Source organism: Streptomyces sp. NPDC091416 (assembly GCF_044756845.1).
GTDB lineage: Bacteria > Actinomycetota > Actinomycetes > Streptomycetales > Streptomycetaceae > Streptomyces.
On the sequence record NZ_JBIVTU010000011.1, the window covers coordinates 282237 to 297408 of the forward strand.

Sequence of the window (15172 nt, forward strand, 5' to 3'; positions counted from 1 at the left end):
TCAGGCGACAGGGGGACCGACAGCGTGAACGGTATCCCGCCATCGCCCCCGCACACCTTCTTCACAGGCCCTCACGCGGGCGCCGGGCATCCGAGGAGAAAACGGCGCGCGCCGCCACCGGGCATCCGGCGGATCAGACTCCCGCGAACGCCTGCTCCAGGACGTCCAGGCCCTCGTTCAGCAGGTCCTCGCCGATCACCAGCGGCGGCAGGAAGCGCAGGACGTTGCCGTACGTGCCACAGGTCAGGACCAGCACGCCCTCGGCGTGGCAGGCCTTCGCGAGCCGGGCTGCGGCCTCCGGGTTCGGGTCCTTCGTGCCCGCCTTCACCAGCTCGATCGCGATCATCGCGCCGCGGCCGCGGATGTCACCGATGAGGTCACCGTTCGGCAGCTTCGACTGCATCTCGGCGAGCCGGCCCTTCATGACCTCCTCGATGCGCTTCGCCTTCCCGTTCAGGTCCAGCTCGCGCATCGTCTCGATCGCGCCGAGCGCACCGGCGCAGGCGACCGGGTTACCGCCGTAGGTGCCGCCGAGGCCGCCGGCGTGCGCGGCGTCCATGATCTCGGCGCGGCCCGTCACGGCGGAGAGCGGGAGGCCGCCCGCGATGCCCTTGGCGGTCGTGATCAGGTCCGGGACGATGCCCTCGTCCTCGCAGGCGAACCACTGGCCGGTACGGCAGAAGCCGGACTGGATCTCGTCGGCGACGAAGACGATGCCGTTGTCCTTGGCGAACTGCGAGATCGCCGGCAGGAAGCCCTTCGCCGGCTCGATGAAGCCGCCCTCGCCGAGGACCGGCTCGATGATGATCGCCGCGACGTTCTCCGCGCCGATCTGCTTGGTGATCTGGTCGATCGCCTGGGCGGACGCCTCCGCGCCGGCGTTCTCGGCACCGGTCGGCCAGCGGTAGCCGTACGCCACCGGGACGCGGTAGACCTCGGGCGCGAACGGACCGAAGCCGTGCTTGTACGGCATGTTCTTCGCCGTCAGCGCCATCGTGAGGTTGGTCCGGCCGTGGTAGCCGTGGTCGAAGACGACGACCGCGGTGCGCTTGGTGTAGGCACGGGCGATCTTCACCGCGTTCTCGACGGCCTCGGCGCCGGAGTTGAACAGGGCGGACTTCTTCGCGTGGTCGCCGGGGGTGACCTCGGCGAGCTGCTCGCAGACCTCGACGTACCCCTCGTACGGCGTGACCATGAAACAGGTGTGGGTGAAGTCGGCGAGCTGGGCGGAGGCCCGGCGCACGACGGCCTCGGCGGAGGCGCCGACCGAGGTCACGGCGATGCCGGAACCGAAGTCGATCAGACGGTTGCCGTCCACGTCCTCGATGATTCCGCCGCCCGCGCGGGCGGTGAACACCGGCAGGGTGGAGCCCACACCTGCGGCGACCGTCGCGAGCCGGCGGGCCTGCAGCTCCACGGACTTCGGGCCGGGAATGGCAGTGACGACGCGGCGCTCCTGCGGAATTGCGGTCATGCGGGGCTCCTGGGGGTGTTTCGGACGCTTCTCTTTCTGCAGGCTAGGGGTGGGGGCGGGGCTGCGGCATGCTCCGATCGGGAGTGGTGGGGCGCGTGTCCTTGTCCGTGACGGACAGAAGGAGAGGCGGGGGCGTGTGCGGTTCTGTCCGTCACGGACAGCGGGAGGCGCGAGCGACGTACGGGACGCGGCCGCCCCCCGGACCCGTCACTATCCGGGCGCGTTGCTGAACTCACCGTGTGCGCGCACTAGATTGGCCGGTGCAGCGGTCGGACCAGGCTGGTCAGGGGGCAACGGTTCATGGACAACGAAGGCACGCACGGCACCCGGGGCACGCGGGGCGCGCAGCCGCCCGACGGCCGACCCGCGAGCTCCGTGCCGCATCCGGCCGGCCCGCCGCCCGCCGCCCCGCCCGTGTTCCCCCCGACGGTCCCGCCGCCCTCCGTGCCGCCCGCCGTGCCGCCCGCCGTCCCGAACCGGCCCGCGACCGCTCCCGGCCGGACCCGGCCGGCCGGGGCGCGGTCGGACACGGCCGAATGGCTGAACGCGCCACGCCCCAGGACCGAGCCGGGGGTGTGGCGGTACGCCCACGTGCCACGGCCCGACGAGCGCCCGCCCCGCCCCTCCCTGGTGGGCCCGCTGGCGACGTTGGTCCTGTGGCTCCTGCTCTGGCTGCTGCTCACCGAGCGCGCCGTCCCGTACGTCTCCAAGCCGATCGAGATCATCACCGGTCCCGAATGGTGGTCCTTCGGCGGTCTCAGGGAGGACGCGCCGGCGCTGGTGGTCAACTCCACCACCCTCTACTACCAGGTCCTGGTCCTCGGCCTGGGCTTCTGGGCCGCCCGGATCGGCGGCTGGGCCCATGTCTTCCGCTACTTCGCGGGTCCCCGGCTGGGCCGGGCCAGGCTGCTGCTCTCGGTGTCCGGCGCGGTGGTGACCGTATGGCTGGTCTGGACCCGGCGGGTACCGCTCGCCGACATCATCCTGCCCGCGGTTCCGACCAGCTGGATGCAGGGCGGCGGCAACCAGTACGCGGCGCTCCTCGTCTCGCTCATCGCCTACGCCCTGATCGGCACCGCGATCGTGTGGCCCTTCGCCAGGATCGGCCAGTGGCAGGCGGGGCTCGCCCCTCTCCGCGGACGCGGCGTACCCGGCCCGCAGCAGCCCCGGACCGCTCCGGTGCAGGCCGGGGAGGACCTCGCCCACTGGCCCGAACTGAGGGCCGCGGGCAGCACGGACGCCGCGGAGGCCCTCACCGCAGCCGTCCACGCCGACCGGATGAACGACATCGACTGCGTACGGCTGCGCCACGCCTGGAGAGCCGCCCGGAACCGTCCCGACCGGCGGGCCTCCTTCACCGACACCGTGCTGCGCAAGGGCGCCGAGGCCTTTCTGCATCCCTCCGGCCGCCGGGACCTGCCCCGGCGGACCGCCGTGCACGACCCGCTCACCGGCCAGGTCCGGATCGGCGCCTGCGCCGACGACCCGCGCAACCCGTACGCCCGCCGCGGCTCGGGCATGGCGCTGGAACCCGCATCCCTGGGCACCTCGCTGCTGGTCGTCGGACCGCCCGGCTCGGGGAAGACGGAACGGGTGGTGCGGCCCGTCGTCGAATCCCTCGCCCTGCGGGCACTCACCGGACAGGCGGCGGTGCTCGCCGTCGGCGGGAGCGGCGACCGGCTCGGCCCGGACGGGGCCTACGACGTCGTCGTCAGGATCGGCGACCCCGCGTCCCTGCACGACTTCGACCTGTACGGCGGCACGACCGACCCCGACGAGGCGGCGGCCGCTCTCGCGGAGGGCCTGGCCGGCGACCTCCCCGCCCCGGACACCCGGCGCGCGGCGACCGCGCTCGGCCAGCTGCTCGGCCCGTACCGTGCCGTTCACGGCACGTTCCCCGCCGTACCCGAACTCCGTGAACTCCTCGAAGGCTCCGCCACCGCACTGACCGGCCTGCGGCAGGCACTGGAGGCGGCCGGACACCACGCGATGCTGCGCGAGCTCGACGCGCGGCAGCGCCAGGCGGGCGGTGCCGGAGACCCGGCGGCCGTACTCGCCGACCGGATCGCCGTGCTCGACCGGCCGGCCTTCGCCGGGTTCTTCGCCACCGGACCGGACGCCCGTCCGTTCTCCCTGCGCTCCCTGGAACAGCATCCGCTGCGGGTACGCGTCGACCTGCCGGAGCGCGCCCATGCCGAGGCGTCCCGGCTGCTGGCCCGTCTGATCCTCGCCCAGTTCAACGCGATCACCGCGGCCCGCGCCGACCGTTCCCTCTTCGTCTGCCTGGTCCTGGACGACGCGACCCACACCGTCACCGCCGAAACCGTCCGGGGCATCCGCCGGCTGCGCTCCGTCAACGCCGGGGCGGTCCTCGCCCTGCGCACCCTGGACGACGTGCCCGAGGACCTGCACACGCCACTGCTCGGCGCGGTCGGCTGCACCATGGCCTTCCCCGGCGTCACGACCTGGGACGGCAAACGCTTCGCCGAGACCTGGGGCAAGGAATGGGTCGAGGTCCGCGAGGTCGCCCAGCACGGCGTCTTCGCCGACCAGCCGCTCACCCGCGCCCTGCACGCCCTGCGGAAGATGGCCACCGGCAAGGCCGTCACCACGGACGCGGTGACCGTGCGCCAGGTCGAACGGGAACGGTGGTCCGCCTCCGGACTCGCGTACGAGTTGCCCGTCGGTCACGCGGTGCTCTCCCTCACCACGGTCGACGGCGAACACGCGCCCCCGCTCCTGGTGCGGCTCGGCGGCTGACGGAGGCTGCAAGGGTGTGGGCGACGGTGACGGGGACTCTGCCACCCTGGCAGAATCGCTCCGAGCCGTTCATACGGGACGGCGAAATCGCCCCCTCCCAAAGGTCCCCCGATCCCATGCCGCCCACACTCGCCTCGCTCGTCCAGCACTCGGCGCTCAAACTCACGGTGCGTGCGGGGGCGGACCGGCTCGACGCGCCCGTGCGGTGGGCTCACGCGAGTGAGCTCGCCGACCCCGTCCCCTACATGGAGGGCGGCGAGCTGCTCCTGGTCACCGCGACCAACCTCGACGCGGAGAACCCGGATGTCATGCGGCGGTACGTGCGACGGCTGGCCGGGGCCGGGGTGGTCGGGCTCGGCTTCGCCGTCGGGGTCACCTACGACGACGTACCGCAGGCGCTGGTCCACGCCGCCGAGGAAGCCGGGCTGCCCCTGCTCGAAGTGCCGCGCCGGACCCCGTTCCTCGCCATCGCCAAGGCCGTGTCCTCCGAGATCGCCGCCGACCAGTACCGGGCCGTCACCGCGGGCTTCGAGGCGCAGCGGGAACTGACCAGGGCGGCTCTCGCGGGGGACGGCCCCGCCGAACTCCTGATCCGTCTCGCCGCGCACGTCGACGGCTGGGCCGCGCTGTACGACGCCTCCGGCGCCGTCGTGGCCGCGGCGCCCGACTGGGCGGCCCGCCGAGCCGCCCGGCTCACCCCCGACGTGGAGCGCCTGCGGGAACGCCCGGCGCCGGCCAGTGTCGTCGTGGGCGACACCGACGACCGCGTCGAGCTCCAGTCCCTGGGCACCGGCCGGCGGGTACGCGGCGCACTGGCCGTGGGAACCGGGGCGGCGCTCGGTACCGCGGAGCGCTACGCGGTGCACTCGGCGGTCGCCCTCCTCACCCTCACCACGGCCCGCTCCCGCTCGCTCCAGGGCGCCGAACAGCGGCTCGGCGCCGCGGTGCTGCGCATGCTCCTGGCCGGCCAGCCCGACCACGCGCGCGGCGTCGCCGGGGATCTGTACGGCGGGCTGCTCGACGCGCCGTTCCGGCTGCTCATCGCCGAGGCCGCCGAACCGTCGACCACGGCACCACTCAGCGAGGCCATGGAGACCGCCGCCGCCCGCTCCGGCGAAACGCTGCTGATGGTGCCCGAGGGCGAACGCCTCGTCGTGCTGGCCGCCGACGGAGGCGCCGCGGTGGCCGCCTGCGCCGCGTACGCCGAGGCGCAGGAGGCCGCCGCCCCGCGCGATCCGGCGGCACCGGACGCGGAGGTGGTCGTCGGGCTCTCCGCCCCCGCGGGGCCCATCGCGGTGTCCGCCGCGTACAAGCAGGCCGAGCAGTCCCTCTCGGTCGCCCGCCGCCGGGGCAGGGCGCTGGTCGAGCACGAGGAACTGGCCGCCGGTTCCGTACTGCCGCTGCTCGCGGACGACGCGGTCAGGGCCTTCGCCGACGGCATGCTCCGCGCCCTGTACGAGCACGACGCCAAGGGCCGCGGCGACCTCGTGGCCTCCCTGCGGGCCTGGCTCGCGCACCACGGCCAGTGGGACGCGGCCGCGGCGGACCTGGGCGTGCACCGGCACACCCTGCGCTACCGCATGCGCCGGGTGGAGGAGATCCTCGGCCGTTCGCTGGACGACGCGGACGTCCGGATGGAGCTGTGGCTCGCCCTCAAGGTCGCGAACCCTCCCACGGCGTCGTAAACCCATCTTCCGCCTGCGACAAACCGGCGCAACGCACCCCGCCTGTGCTCCACGCCGGACAAACGCCAGGCGGACATGGCGGCCCTACGGTGGGGACGGAACACCCACGACATCGAAGGGCCGGAACCTCCATGACCTCCACCCACGCCTTCTGGCTGGCCGGCCGCGAGGCCACCGGCGAGGAAAGCTTCGACGTCACCAACTCCTGGGACGGGCGACTCGTCGGCACCGTCAGCGTGCCCACCGAGGCCCAGGTGGAGGAGGCCGTCGCCGCCGCACACGCCGTACGCGACGAGTTCGCCGCGACCCCGGCCCACGTCCGCGCCGCCGCACTCGACCACGTGGCCCGGCGCCTGACGGAGCGCACCGAGGAGATCGCCCAGGTGATCTCCGCCGAGAACGGGAAGCCGATCAAGTGGGCGCGCGGCGAGGTCGGCCGCGCCGTCTCCGTGTTCCGTTTCGCCTCCGAGGAGGCCCGCCGGTTCAACAGCGGTGACGCCCAGCGCCTGGACACCGACGCCGGCGGCACCGGCCGGCTCGGCCTGACCCGCCGCTTCCCGCGCGGCACGGTCCTCGGCATCGCCCCGTTCAACTTCCCGCTGAACCTGAGCGCCCACAAGGTCGCCCCGGCCATCGCCGTCGGCGCCCCGATCATCCTGAAGCCCGCCCCGGCCACCCCGATCTCCTCGCTGATCCTGGGTGAGCTGCTGGCCGAGACCGACCTGCCCGCCGGTTCCTGGTCGGTGCTGACGGTCCCCAACGACCGCATGCCCGCCCTCGTCCAGGACGAGCGCCTCCCCGTGATCTCGTTCACCGGGTCCGCCCCGGTCGGCTACGCGATCATGGACTCGGTGCCGCGCAAGCACTGCACCCTGGAGCTCGGCGGCAACGGTGCCGCGGTCGTCCTCGGCGACTACGCCTCCGAGGCGGACCTGGACTGGGCCGCGACCCGGATCGCGACCTTCTCCAACTACCAGGGCGGCCAGTCCTGCATCTCGGTGCAGCGCGTCATCGCGGACGCCGCCGTCTACGACCGGCTCGTGCCGAAGATCGTCGCGGCCGTCGAGGCCCAGGTCACCGGCGACCCGTCCGACGCCGCCACCGACGTCGGCCCGCTCGTCGACGAGAACGCCGCCAAGCGCGTCGAGTCCTGGGTCGACGAGGCCGTCGAGGCCGGCGCCCGGCTGCTCGCCGGCGGCAAGCGCGACGGGGCGACGTACGCGCCGACCGTACTCGCCGAGCTCCCCGACGGTGTCACCCTCTCCCACGAGGAGGTCTTCGGACCGGTCCTCTCGGTCCAGAAGGTGGACGGCGAGGCCGAGGCGTTCGCCTCCGTCAACTCCTCCCAGTACGGGCTCCAGGCAGGCGTGTTCACCCATGACCTGCAGACCGCCTTCCGCGCCCACCGCGCGCTGGAGGTCGGCGGCGTGATCATCGGCGACGTGCCCTCGTACCGCGCCGACCAGATGCCGTACGGCGGTGCCAAGCAGTCCGGCGTCGGCCGCGAGGGCGTCCGTTACGCGATGGACGACTACACCTACGAGCGCGTCCTGGTCCTCACCGGCCTCGCCCTGTAACTCCACGGGCGGCGGAACGACGGCTGGGGCCCCACTGTGCGGGGGGCTCCAGCCGTTCCGGCATGCCGCACGCCGTAGCGGGCAGTGGAGTGGTGACCGACCCGATCGGCGCCCGAAGGCTGGTGACAGTGGCAGGAATCGGGTACATACGGACGAGTAGAACCGATAGGTACGCAAGGGCGGACCGGACCCCGGCCGCAGCGGACCTGCCGGGACGACCCCCACCCGACGAAGCGGCGAGGTGAGCTCCTCATGTCCGCACCATCCGCACAACGTCCGTCCGCACAACCGCACACGCCCAAGGTCACCGAACGCGAAGCGCGGCAGGTGGCCGAGGAAGCGCGCGAGCAGGACTGGCGCAAACCGAGTTTCGCCAAGGAACTCTTCCTGGGCCGTTTCCGGCTCGATCTGATCCATCCGCACCCGACGCCCGCCGCCGAGGACGTGCGGCGCGGCGAGGAGTTCCTCGCCCGGCTGCGCGACTTCTGCGAGACCCGGGTCGACGGGGCCCTGATCGAGCGCGAGGCGAGGATCCCCGACGAGGTCGTGAACGGCCTCAAGGAACTCGGCGCGCTGGGCATGAAGATCGACGTGAAGTACGGCGGCCTCGGACTGACGCAGGTCTACTACAACAAGGCACTCGCCCTGGCCGGCTCCGCCAGCCCCGCGATCGGCGCCCTGCTCTCGGCCCACCAGTCCATCGGCGTGCCGCAGCCCCTCAAGATCTTCGGCAGCCAGGAGCAGAAGGACACCTTCCTGCCCCGGCTGGCCCGTACCGACATCTCGGCGTTCCTCCTCACCGAACCGGACGTGGGCTCCGACCCGGCGAGGCTCGCGACCACGGCCGTCCGGGACGGGGACGACTACGTCCTCGACGGGGTGAAGCTGTGGACCACCAACGGGGTCGTCGCGGACCTGCTGGTCGTCATGGCGCGCGTACCGAAGTCGGAGGGGAGCAAGGGCGGCATCACCGCCTTCGTGGTCGAGGCCGACGCCCCCGGCATCACCGTGGAACACCGCAACGCCTTCATGGGACTGCGCGGTCTGGAGAACGGCGTCACCCGCTTCCACCAGGTGCGTGTCCCCGCGGCGAACCGCATCGGTCCCGAGGGGGCCGGGCTCAAGATCGCCCTCACCACCCTCAACACGGGCCGGCTCTCCCTGCCCGCGATGTGCGTCGGCTCCGGGAAGTGGTGCCTGAAGATCGCCCGCGAATGGTCGGCCGTCCGTGAGCAGTGGGGCAGGCCCGTGGCACGGCACGAGGCCGTGGGCGTCAAGATCTCCTTCATCGCGGCGACCACCTTCGCCCTCGAAGCCGTGGTCGACCTCTCCTCACAGATGGCGGACGAGGACCGCAACGACATCCGGATCGAGGCGGCCCTCGCCAAGCTCTACGGCTCCGAGATGGGCTGCCTCATGGCCGACGAGCTGGTCCAGATCCGCGGCGGCCGGGGCTTCGAGACGGCGGACTCCCTCGCCGCCCGCGGCGAACGGGCCGTCCCCGCCGAGCAGATGCTCCGGGACATGAGGATCAACCGGATCTTCGAGGGCTCGACGGAGATCATGCACCTGCTCATCGCCCGCGAGGCGGTCGACGCCCACCTCAAGGTCGCGGGCGACATCATCGACCCCGACAAGCCGCTCTCCGCCAAGGCCCGCGCGGGCGCGAACGCCGCCGGGTTCTACGCGAAGTGGCTCCCGAAGCTCGTCGCCGGACCGGGCCAGCTCCCGCGCACCTACGGGGACTTCCACCCCGCCGGCCACGCCGATCTGTCCGGGCACCTGCGCTACGTCGAACGGGCCTCGCGCAAACTGGCCCGCTCCACCTTCTACGCCATGTCCCGCTGGCAGGGCCGGATGGAGACCAAGCAGGGCTTCCTCGGCAGGATCGTCGACATCGGCGCGGAGCTCTTCGCCATGAGCGCCGCCTGCGTCCGCGCCGAACACCTGCGCGCCGAGAACGACCACGGCCGCGAGGCGTACCAGCTCGCCGACACCTTCTGCCGCCAGTCCCGCATCAGGATCGAGGAGCTCTTCACCCGGCTCTGGTCCAACACCGACGACCTCGACCGCAAGGTCGTCGACGGAGTCCTCGCGGGTACGTACACCTGGCTGGAGGAGGGCATCGTCGACCCGAGCGGCGAAGGCCCCTGGATCGCCGACGCCACCCCGGGCCCCTCGGACCGGGAGAACGTGCACCGGCCGATCCGCTGAGCCCGTGAAGCCGGAACGGCGGGGCACGTCCACGCGCTGGACGTGCCCCGCCGCCGCGCGCCCGACACGGCAGGATGGGCGCCTGTGACCGTCATCCATGTCCCCGGTTCCAAGTCCGTCACCGCGCGCGCCCTCTTCCTGGCCGCCGCCGCGAACGGCACCAGCACCCTCGTACGCCCGCTGAGCTCGGACGACACCGAAGGCTTCGCGGAAGGACTCACCGCCCTCGGCTACGCCGTGGAGCGGGGCGCGGAGGAGTGGCGCATCACGGGCCGCCCGTCCGGGCCCGCCGCCACCGACGCCGACGTCTACTGCCGGGACGGCGCGACCACCGCCCGGTTCCTGCCGACCCTCGCGGCGGCCGGCACCCGCGGCAGCTACCGGTTCGACGCCTCCGCCCAGATGCGCCGCCGCCCCCTCGCCCCGCTCACCGAGGCGCTGCGCACCCTCGGCGTCGACCTCCGTCACGAGGCCGCCGAGGGCCACCACCCGCTGCGCATCGAGGCCGCCGGCATCAAGGGCGGCGAACTGACCCTGGACGCCGGGCAGTCCAGCCAGTACCTGACCGCACTGCTGATGCTCGGACCACTGACGGCCGAAGGGCTCACGATCACCGTCACCGATCTGGTCTCGGCGCCGTACATCGAGATCACCCTCGCGATGATGCGGAGCTTCGGCGTCGAGGTCGCCCGCGGCGGCCCCGGCGACACCGTCTTCACGGTGCCGCCCGGCGGCTACCGGGCCACCACGTACGCCATCGAGCCCGACGCCTCCACCGCCAGTTACTTCTTCGCGGCGGCGGCGCTCACCGGCGGCGAGGTCACTGTCCCCGGCCTCGGGCAGGGCGCCCTCCAGGGGGATCTGCGGTTCGTCGACGTGCTGCGCCGCATGGGCGCCGAGGTGCACATGACGTCCGACGCCACGACCGTCCGCTCCGCCGGCCGGCTCCAAGGCCTCACCGTCAACATGCGCGACATCTCCGACACCATGCCGACGCTGGCCGCGATCGCCCCCTTCGCCTCGGGCCCGGTCCGCATCGAGGACGTCGGCAACACCCGGGTCAAGGAGTGCGACCGGCTGGAGGCGTGCGCCGGGAACCTGCGGAGCATGGGCATCACGGTCACGACCGGTCCGGACTGGATCGAGATCCTGCCGGGCACCCCGCGTCCCACGGAGATCACGACGCACGGCGACCACCGCATCGTCATGTCCTTCGCCGTCAACGCTCTGCGGACGCCCGGCATCACGTACGACGACCCCGGCTGCGTACGCAAGACGTTCCCCCGCTTCCACGAGGTCTTCGCCGGGTTCGCGGACCTCGTCAGCGGATAGGGTTCCGGGCCGCGACGGCCTCCGGGCACGAGCCGGTGCGGGGCCGCTAGGCTGCGCGGCATGATGTCCGCCTCCGATGTACTGTCCGTCCTCTCCCTGGCGCGCGAGGCCGGTGCGGATGTGGTGATCGCGGGCGGCTGGGGCGTCGATGCGCTGCTCGGCGAGGAGACCCGCGGCCACAAGGATCTCGATCTGCTGCACCGCCACGAGCAGGAACCCGCTCTCGTCGCCGCCCTGACGTCGGCCGGATACGTGCAGACGCTCGACTGGCGCCCCGTACGGTTCGTCCTCAGCCACCCGGCCGGGCCGGAAATCGACCTGCATCCTCTGCGGTTCGCCCCCGACGGGTCGGCGACCCAGTCCTCGCTCGATCCGCAGGAGCCTTTCCACTACCCGGCCCAGTGCTTCGTCACCGGCACCATCGGGGGGACGCGGGTGCGCTGCATCTCGGCCGGGCAGCAGGCCGAGTTCCATCAGGGGTACGAGCCCGGAGAAGCCGACCTGCACGATATGGACCTGCTCCGCAGGAAGTTCGGTGTGGCGACACATTTCTGAGCCGGCCGGCCGGTGGCCACGGCCGACGGGACGCGGCACGATCGGGCACCGGCCCGCGCACACGACGAAGCACCAGGAAAACGGGGACCAGGAAATGGGAGCAGGCATGTACGGGGTGAGGAACCTGCGGGGCCGACGGCGCCGGCTGGCGGCCGTGGGAATGGTGGCCGCCATGGCGCTGGGCATGTCCGCCTGCGGCAGTGACGACGACGGCCCGGCCGGCTCCGCCGGTGCGAAGAAGGACGGCAAGGCGTCGGCCGGGTCCTCCGCGCCCGCGGCACCCGACGAGGCACGCCTGAAGGCCGCGTCCTTCACCGACGGCGAGAAGGTCGGCACGTACACGGCGTCCGAGTACGTCCTCGACGGCCCGCTCGGCGACGCGTACACCGCCGTCCCCGACGGCTGCCAGCCGCTGGTCAGCCTCTCCGGCGAGGTCAGCGACCCGGACCCGGCCGCCCAGGTCCAGCGCAAGGTCGACGTCCCGGACGAGATGCTCGGCGTCACCGTCGACGTCACCCTGCGCAGCTACGCGAAGGGCGGCGCCGCCACCGTCATGAAGGCCCTCGACAAGGCCGGCCGTGACTGCGCCGGCGGCTTCACCGAGCAGCGGGCCGTCGCGGCCGCGAAGTACCTGAAGGCCGAGCCCGCCCAGGCACCCGCCTTCGCGGCCGAGGCCGACGAGGCGAAGGCGTACCGCTTCACCATCCTCGATGTGAAGGGGCAGCAGAAGCTGTACGAGTACCTCACCGTCGTCCGCTCCGGCTCCACGACCCTCTCCTTCCGGGCGGAGATCACCTCCACCGAGGACATCGGCGGAGTGCCGCCCGAGGTGATGGCCGCCCAGTGGGCCAAGTTCCGCGCGGCGAAGGGCTGAGGGCTCGTGAGCGAGCAGCCGTCACGCGGCGCGAGGGGCGCGCTGTCCGTGCACACAGCCGGTGCGGTGACAATGGGGGGCATGAGCGACAGCCCCGCCCCCCTCGCCGACCCGCACCTCGTCTTCGATGCCGTGGAAGGCCGCCGGGATCTCGTCATCCTCGGCTCCACCGGTTCCATCGGTACCCAGGCCATCGACCTGGTGCTGCGCAACCCCGACCGCTTCCGCGTCACCGCGCTCTCCGCGGCGGGCGGCCGGGTCGCCCTCCTCGCCGAGCAGGCGCGCCGGCTGAGGGTGCGCACGGTCGCCGTCGCCTCTCCCGACGCGGTACCGGCGCTGCGTGAGGCGCTGCGCAAGGAGTACGGAACAGGGGAACAGCCTCCCGAGATCCTGGCCGGACCCGACGCCGCCACACAGCTGGCCGGCAGCGACTGCCACACCGTGCTGAACGGGATCACCGGCTCGATCGGGCTCGCCCCCACGCTGGCCGCGCTGAAGGCGGGCCGCACGCTGGCGCTCGCCAACAAGGAGTCGCTGATCGTCGGCGGCCCCCTCGTCAAGGCGCTCGCCGCGCCCGGCCAGATCATCCCGGTCGACTCCGAGCACGCCGCGCTCTTCCAGGCGCTCGCGGCCGGCAAGCGCGCCGATGTCCGCAAGCTCGTCGTCACCGCGTCCGGAGGCCCGTTCCGGGGACGGACCAGGAGCGAGCTCGCCGGCGTCACACGCGAGCAGGCACTCAACCACCCGACCTGGGCCATGGGCCCCGTCATCACGGTCAATTCGGCCACCCTGGTCAACAAGGGGCTGGAGGTCATCGAGGCGCACCTCCTCTACGACATCCCCTTCGACCGGATCGAGGTCGTGGTCCACCCCCAGTCGTACGTGCACTCCATGGTCGAGTTCACCGACGGCTCCACCCTCGCCCAGGCCACCCCGCCCGACATGCGCGGACCGATCGCCATCGGCCTCGGCTGGCCGCAGCGCGTCCCCGACGCGGCGCCCGCCTTCGACTGGACGAAGGCCTCCACGTGGGAGTTCTTCCCGCTCGACACGGAGGCCTTCCCGTCCGTCGGACTCGCACGGCACGTCGGCACGCTCGGCGGCACCGCCCCGGCGGTGTTCAACGCGGCGAACGAGGAGTGCGTGGACGCGTTCCTGGACGGCCGGCTGGCGTTCAACGGCATCATGGACACGGTCACCGCGGTGGTGGAAGAACACGGAACGCCCGCGACGGGAACTTCCCTCACGGTCGCGGACGTCCTTGAAGCGGAAGCCTGGGCGCGGACCCGGGCCCGGGAACTCTCGGCCAAGGCCACCGCGGAGGCGCGCGCATGAGTATGACGACGATCCTGCTGACGATTCTCGGCATCGCCGTCTTCGCCGTCGGCCTGCTGTTCTCCATCGCCTGGCACGAGCTGGGCCACCTGTCGACCGCGAAGCTCTTCGGCATCCGCGTCCCCCAGTACATGGTCGGCTTCGGCCCGACCGTCTGGTCGCGGAAGAAGGGCGACACGGAGTACGGGATCAAGGCCATCCCGGCCGGCGGCTACATCCGCATGATCGGGATGTTCCCGCCGGGCCCGGACGGGAGGCTGGAGGCCCGCTCCACCTCGCCGTGGCGCGGCATGATCGAGGACGCCAGGTCCGCCGCCTTCGAGGAACTCGAGGAAGGCGACGAGAAGCGCCTCTTCTACACGCGCAAGCCGTGGAAGCGCGTCATCGTCATGTTCGCCGGCCCCTTCATGAACCTGATCCTGGCCGTGGCGATCTTCCTCGGCGTGGCCATGACCTTCGGCTTCCAGACCCAGACGACCGAGGTCGCGGGCGTCCAGAAGTGCGTGATCTCCCAGAGCGAGAAGCGGGAGACCTGCGAGAAGTCCGACCCGGTCTCGCCCGCGCAGGCCGCCGGCCTGAAGGTGGGCGACAAGATCGTCGCGTTCAACGGCCAGAAGATCGACGAGTGGTCCGTCCTCTCCGACAAGATCCGCGACACGATCGGCCCCGCCACCATCACGGTCCGGCGCGACGGGCAGGAGAAGACGCTCCACGCGGTGCTCAAGAAGAACGCCGTGCTGAAGAAGGACTCCGACGGCGAGGTGATCCCGGGGAAGTACGTCTCCGCCGGCTACCTCGGCTTCGCGGCCCAGAGCGAGATCGTCCCGCTCTCCTTCGGCGACTCCGTCGTCCGCATGGGCGACATGATCGAGAACGGCGTGGACTCGATCATCGCCCTGCCGTCCAAGATCCCGGCCCTGTGGGACGCGGCCTTCTCGGACGGCGAGCGCGCGGACGACTCCCCGGTGGGCGTCGTCGGCGCGGCCAGGATCGGCGGCGAGGTGATGAACCTGGACGTGCCGGCGCAGAACCAGATCGCGATGATGCTGTTCCTGCTGTCCGGCTTCAACCTCTCGCTGTTCCTCTTCAACATGCTGCCGCTGCTGCCGCTCGACGGCGGCCACATCGCCGGAGCGCTGTGGGAGGCCCTGCGACGGAACGCCGCGCGGCTCTTCAAGCGCCCCGACCCCGGCCCGTTCGACGTGGCCAAGCTGATGCCGGTCGCCTACGTGGTCGCCGGGGTGTTCATCTGCTTCACCCTGCTCGTCCTGGTCGCCGACGTCGTCAACCCCGTCAAGATCTCCTGACCGGGCCGTCCCGGGGACGCCTGTACCCCGAGTGACGACGGATGCGCACGGTGCGTCCG

General features: G+C 72.3%; 10 protein-coding genes. 9 read left to right on the plus strand and 1 reads right to left on the minus strand.

Features of this window, described 5'->3' with window-relative positions; translation table 11 throughout:
* Nucleotides 1–133: 133 nt before the first annotated feature.
* A complete protein-coding gene (gene gabT / locus ACIQMX_RS30045; protein ID WP_402482729.1) occupies nt 134–1474 on the minus strand; it encodes a 4-aminobutyrate--2-oxoglutarate transaminase in 1341 nt (446 codons plus the stop codon).
* Nucleotides 1475–1774: 300 nt separating this feature from the next.
* Here gabT and ACIQMX_RS30050 point away from each other — a divergent pair, with 300 nt between their 5' ends.
* The 9 genes from ACIQMX_RS30050 (at nt 1775) to ACIQMX_RS30090 (ending at nt 15113) form a co-directional block, all read left to right on the plus strand.
* A complete protein-coding gene (locus ACIQMX_RS30050) occupies nt 1775–4234 on the plus strand; it encodes an ATP/GTP-binding protein (RefSeq protein ID WP_402482732.1) in 2460 nt (819 codons plus the stop codon).
* Between the two features lie 116 nt (nt 4235–4350).
* Nucleotides 4351–5919, plus strand: a complete 1569-nt coding sequence (locus ACIQMX_RS30055; RefSeq protein ID WP_402482735.1) for a PucR family transcriptional regulator — start codon at nt 4351–4353, stop codon at nt 5917–5919.
* 131 nt (nt 5920–6050) lie between these two features.
* On the plus strand, nt 6051–7496 hold the full coding sequence (locus tag ACIQMX_RS30060) for an aldehyde dehydrogenase family protein (protein ID WP_402482738.1): 1446 nt from the start codon (nt 6051–6053) through the stop codon (nt 7494–7496).
* A gap of 252 nt (nt 7497–7748) precedes the next feature.
* Nucleotides 7749–9710: an acyl-CoA dehydrogenase family protein gene (locus tag ACIQMX_RS30065; protein WP_363071824.1), complete on the plus strand. Its 1962-nt coding sequence runs from the start codon at nt 7749–7751 to the stop codon at nt 9708–9710.
* Between the two features lie 84 nt (nt 9711–9794).
* Nucleotides 9795–11042, plus strand: a complete 1248-nt coding sequence (gene aroA, locus ACIQMX_RS30070) for a 3-phosphoshikimate 1-carboxyvinyltransferase (protein ID WP_402482741.1) — start codon at nt 9795–9797, stop codon at nt 11040–11042.
* 60 nt (nt 11043–11102) lie between these two features.
* Nucleotides 11103–11597, plus strand: coding sequence for a nucleotidyltransferase domain-containing protein (locus ACIQMX_RS30075; RefSeq protein ID WP_402482744.1), 495 nt, complete (start codon nt 11103–11105; stop codon nt 11595–11597).
* Nucleotides 11598–11703: 106 nt separating this feature from the next.
* The gene (locus ACIQMX_RS30080) at nt 11704–12471 is read left to right on the plus strand and encodes a hypothetical protein (protein WP_402482747.1); all 768 of its coding nucleotides are present in this window, start codon (nt 11704–11706) and stop codon (nt 12469–12471) included.
* A gap of 81 nt (nt 12472–12552) precedes the next feature.
* On the plus strand, nt 12553–13806 hold the full coding sequence (gene dxr / locus ACIQMX_RS30085; RefSeq protein WP_402482750.1) for a 1-deoxy-D-xylulose-5-phosphate reductoisomerase: 1254 nt from the start codon (nt 12553–12555) through the stop codon (nt 13804–13806).
* Entirely contained in the window at nt 13803–15113 is a 1311-nt protein-coding gene (locus ACIQMX_RS30090; protein WP_402482753.1) for a M50 family metallopeptidase, read from the plus strand. The genes dxr and ACIQMX_RS30090 overlap by 4 nt, the downstream gene beginning before the upstream one ends.
* Nucleotides 15114–15172: the final 59 nt, after the last annotated feature.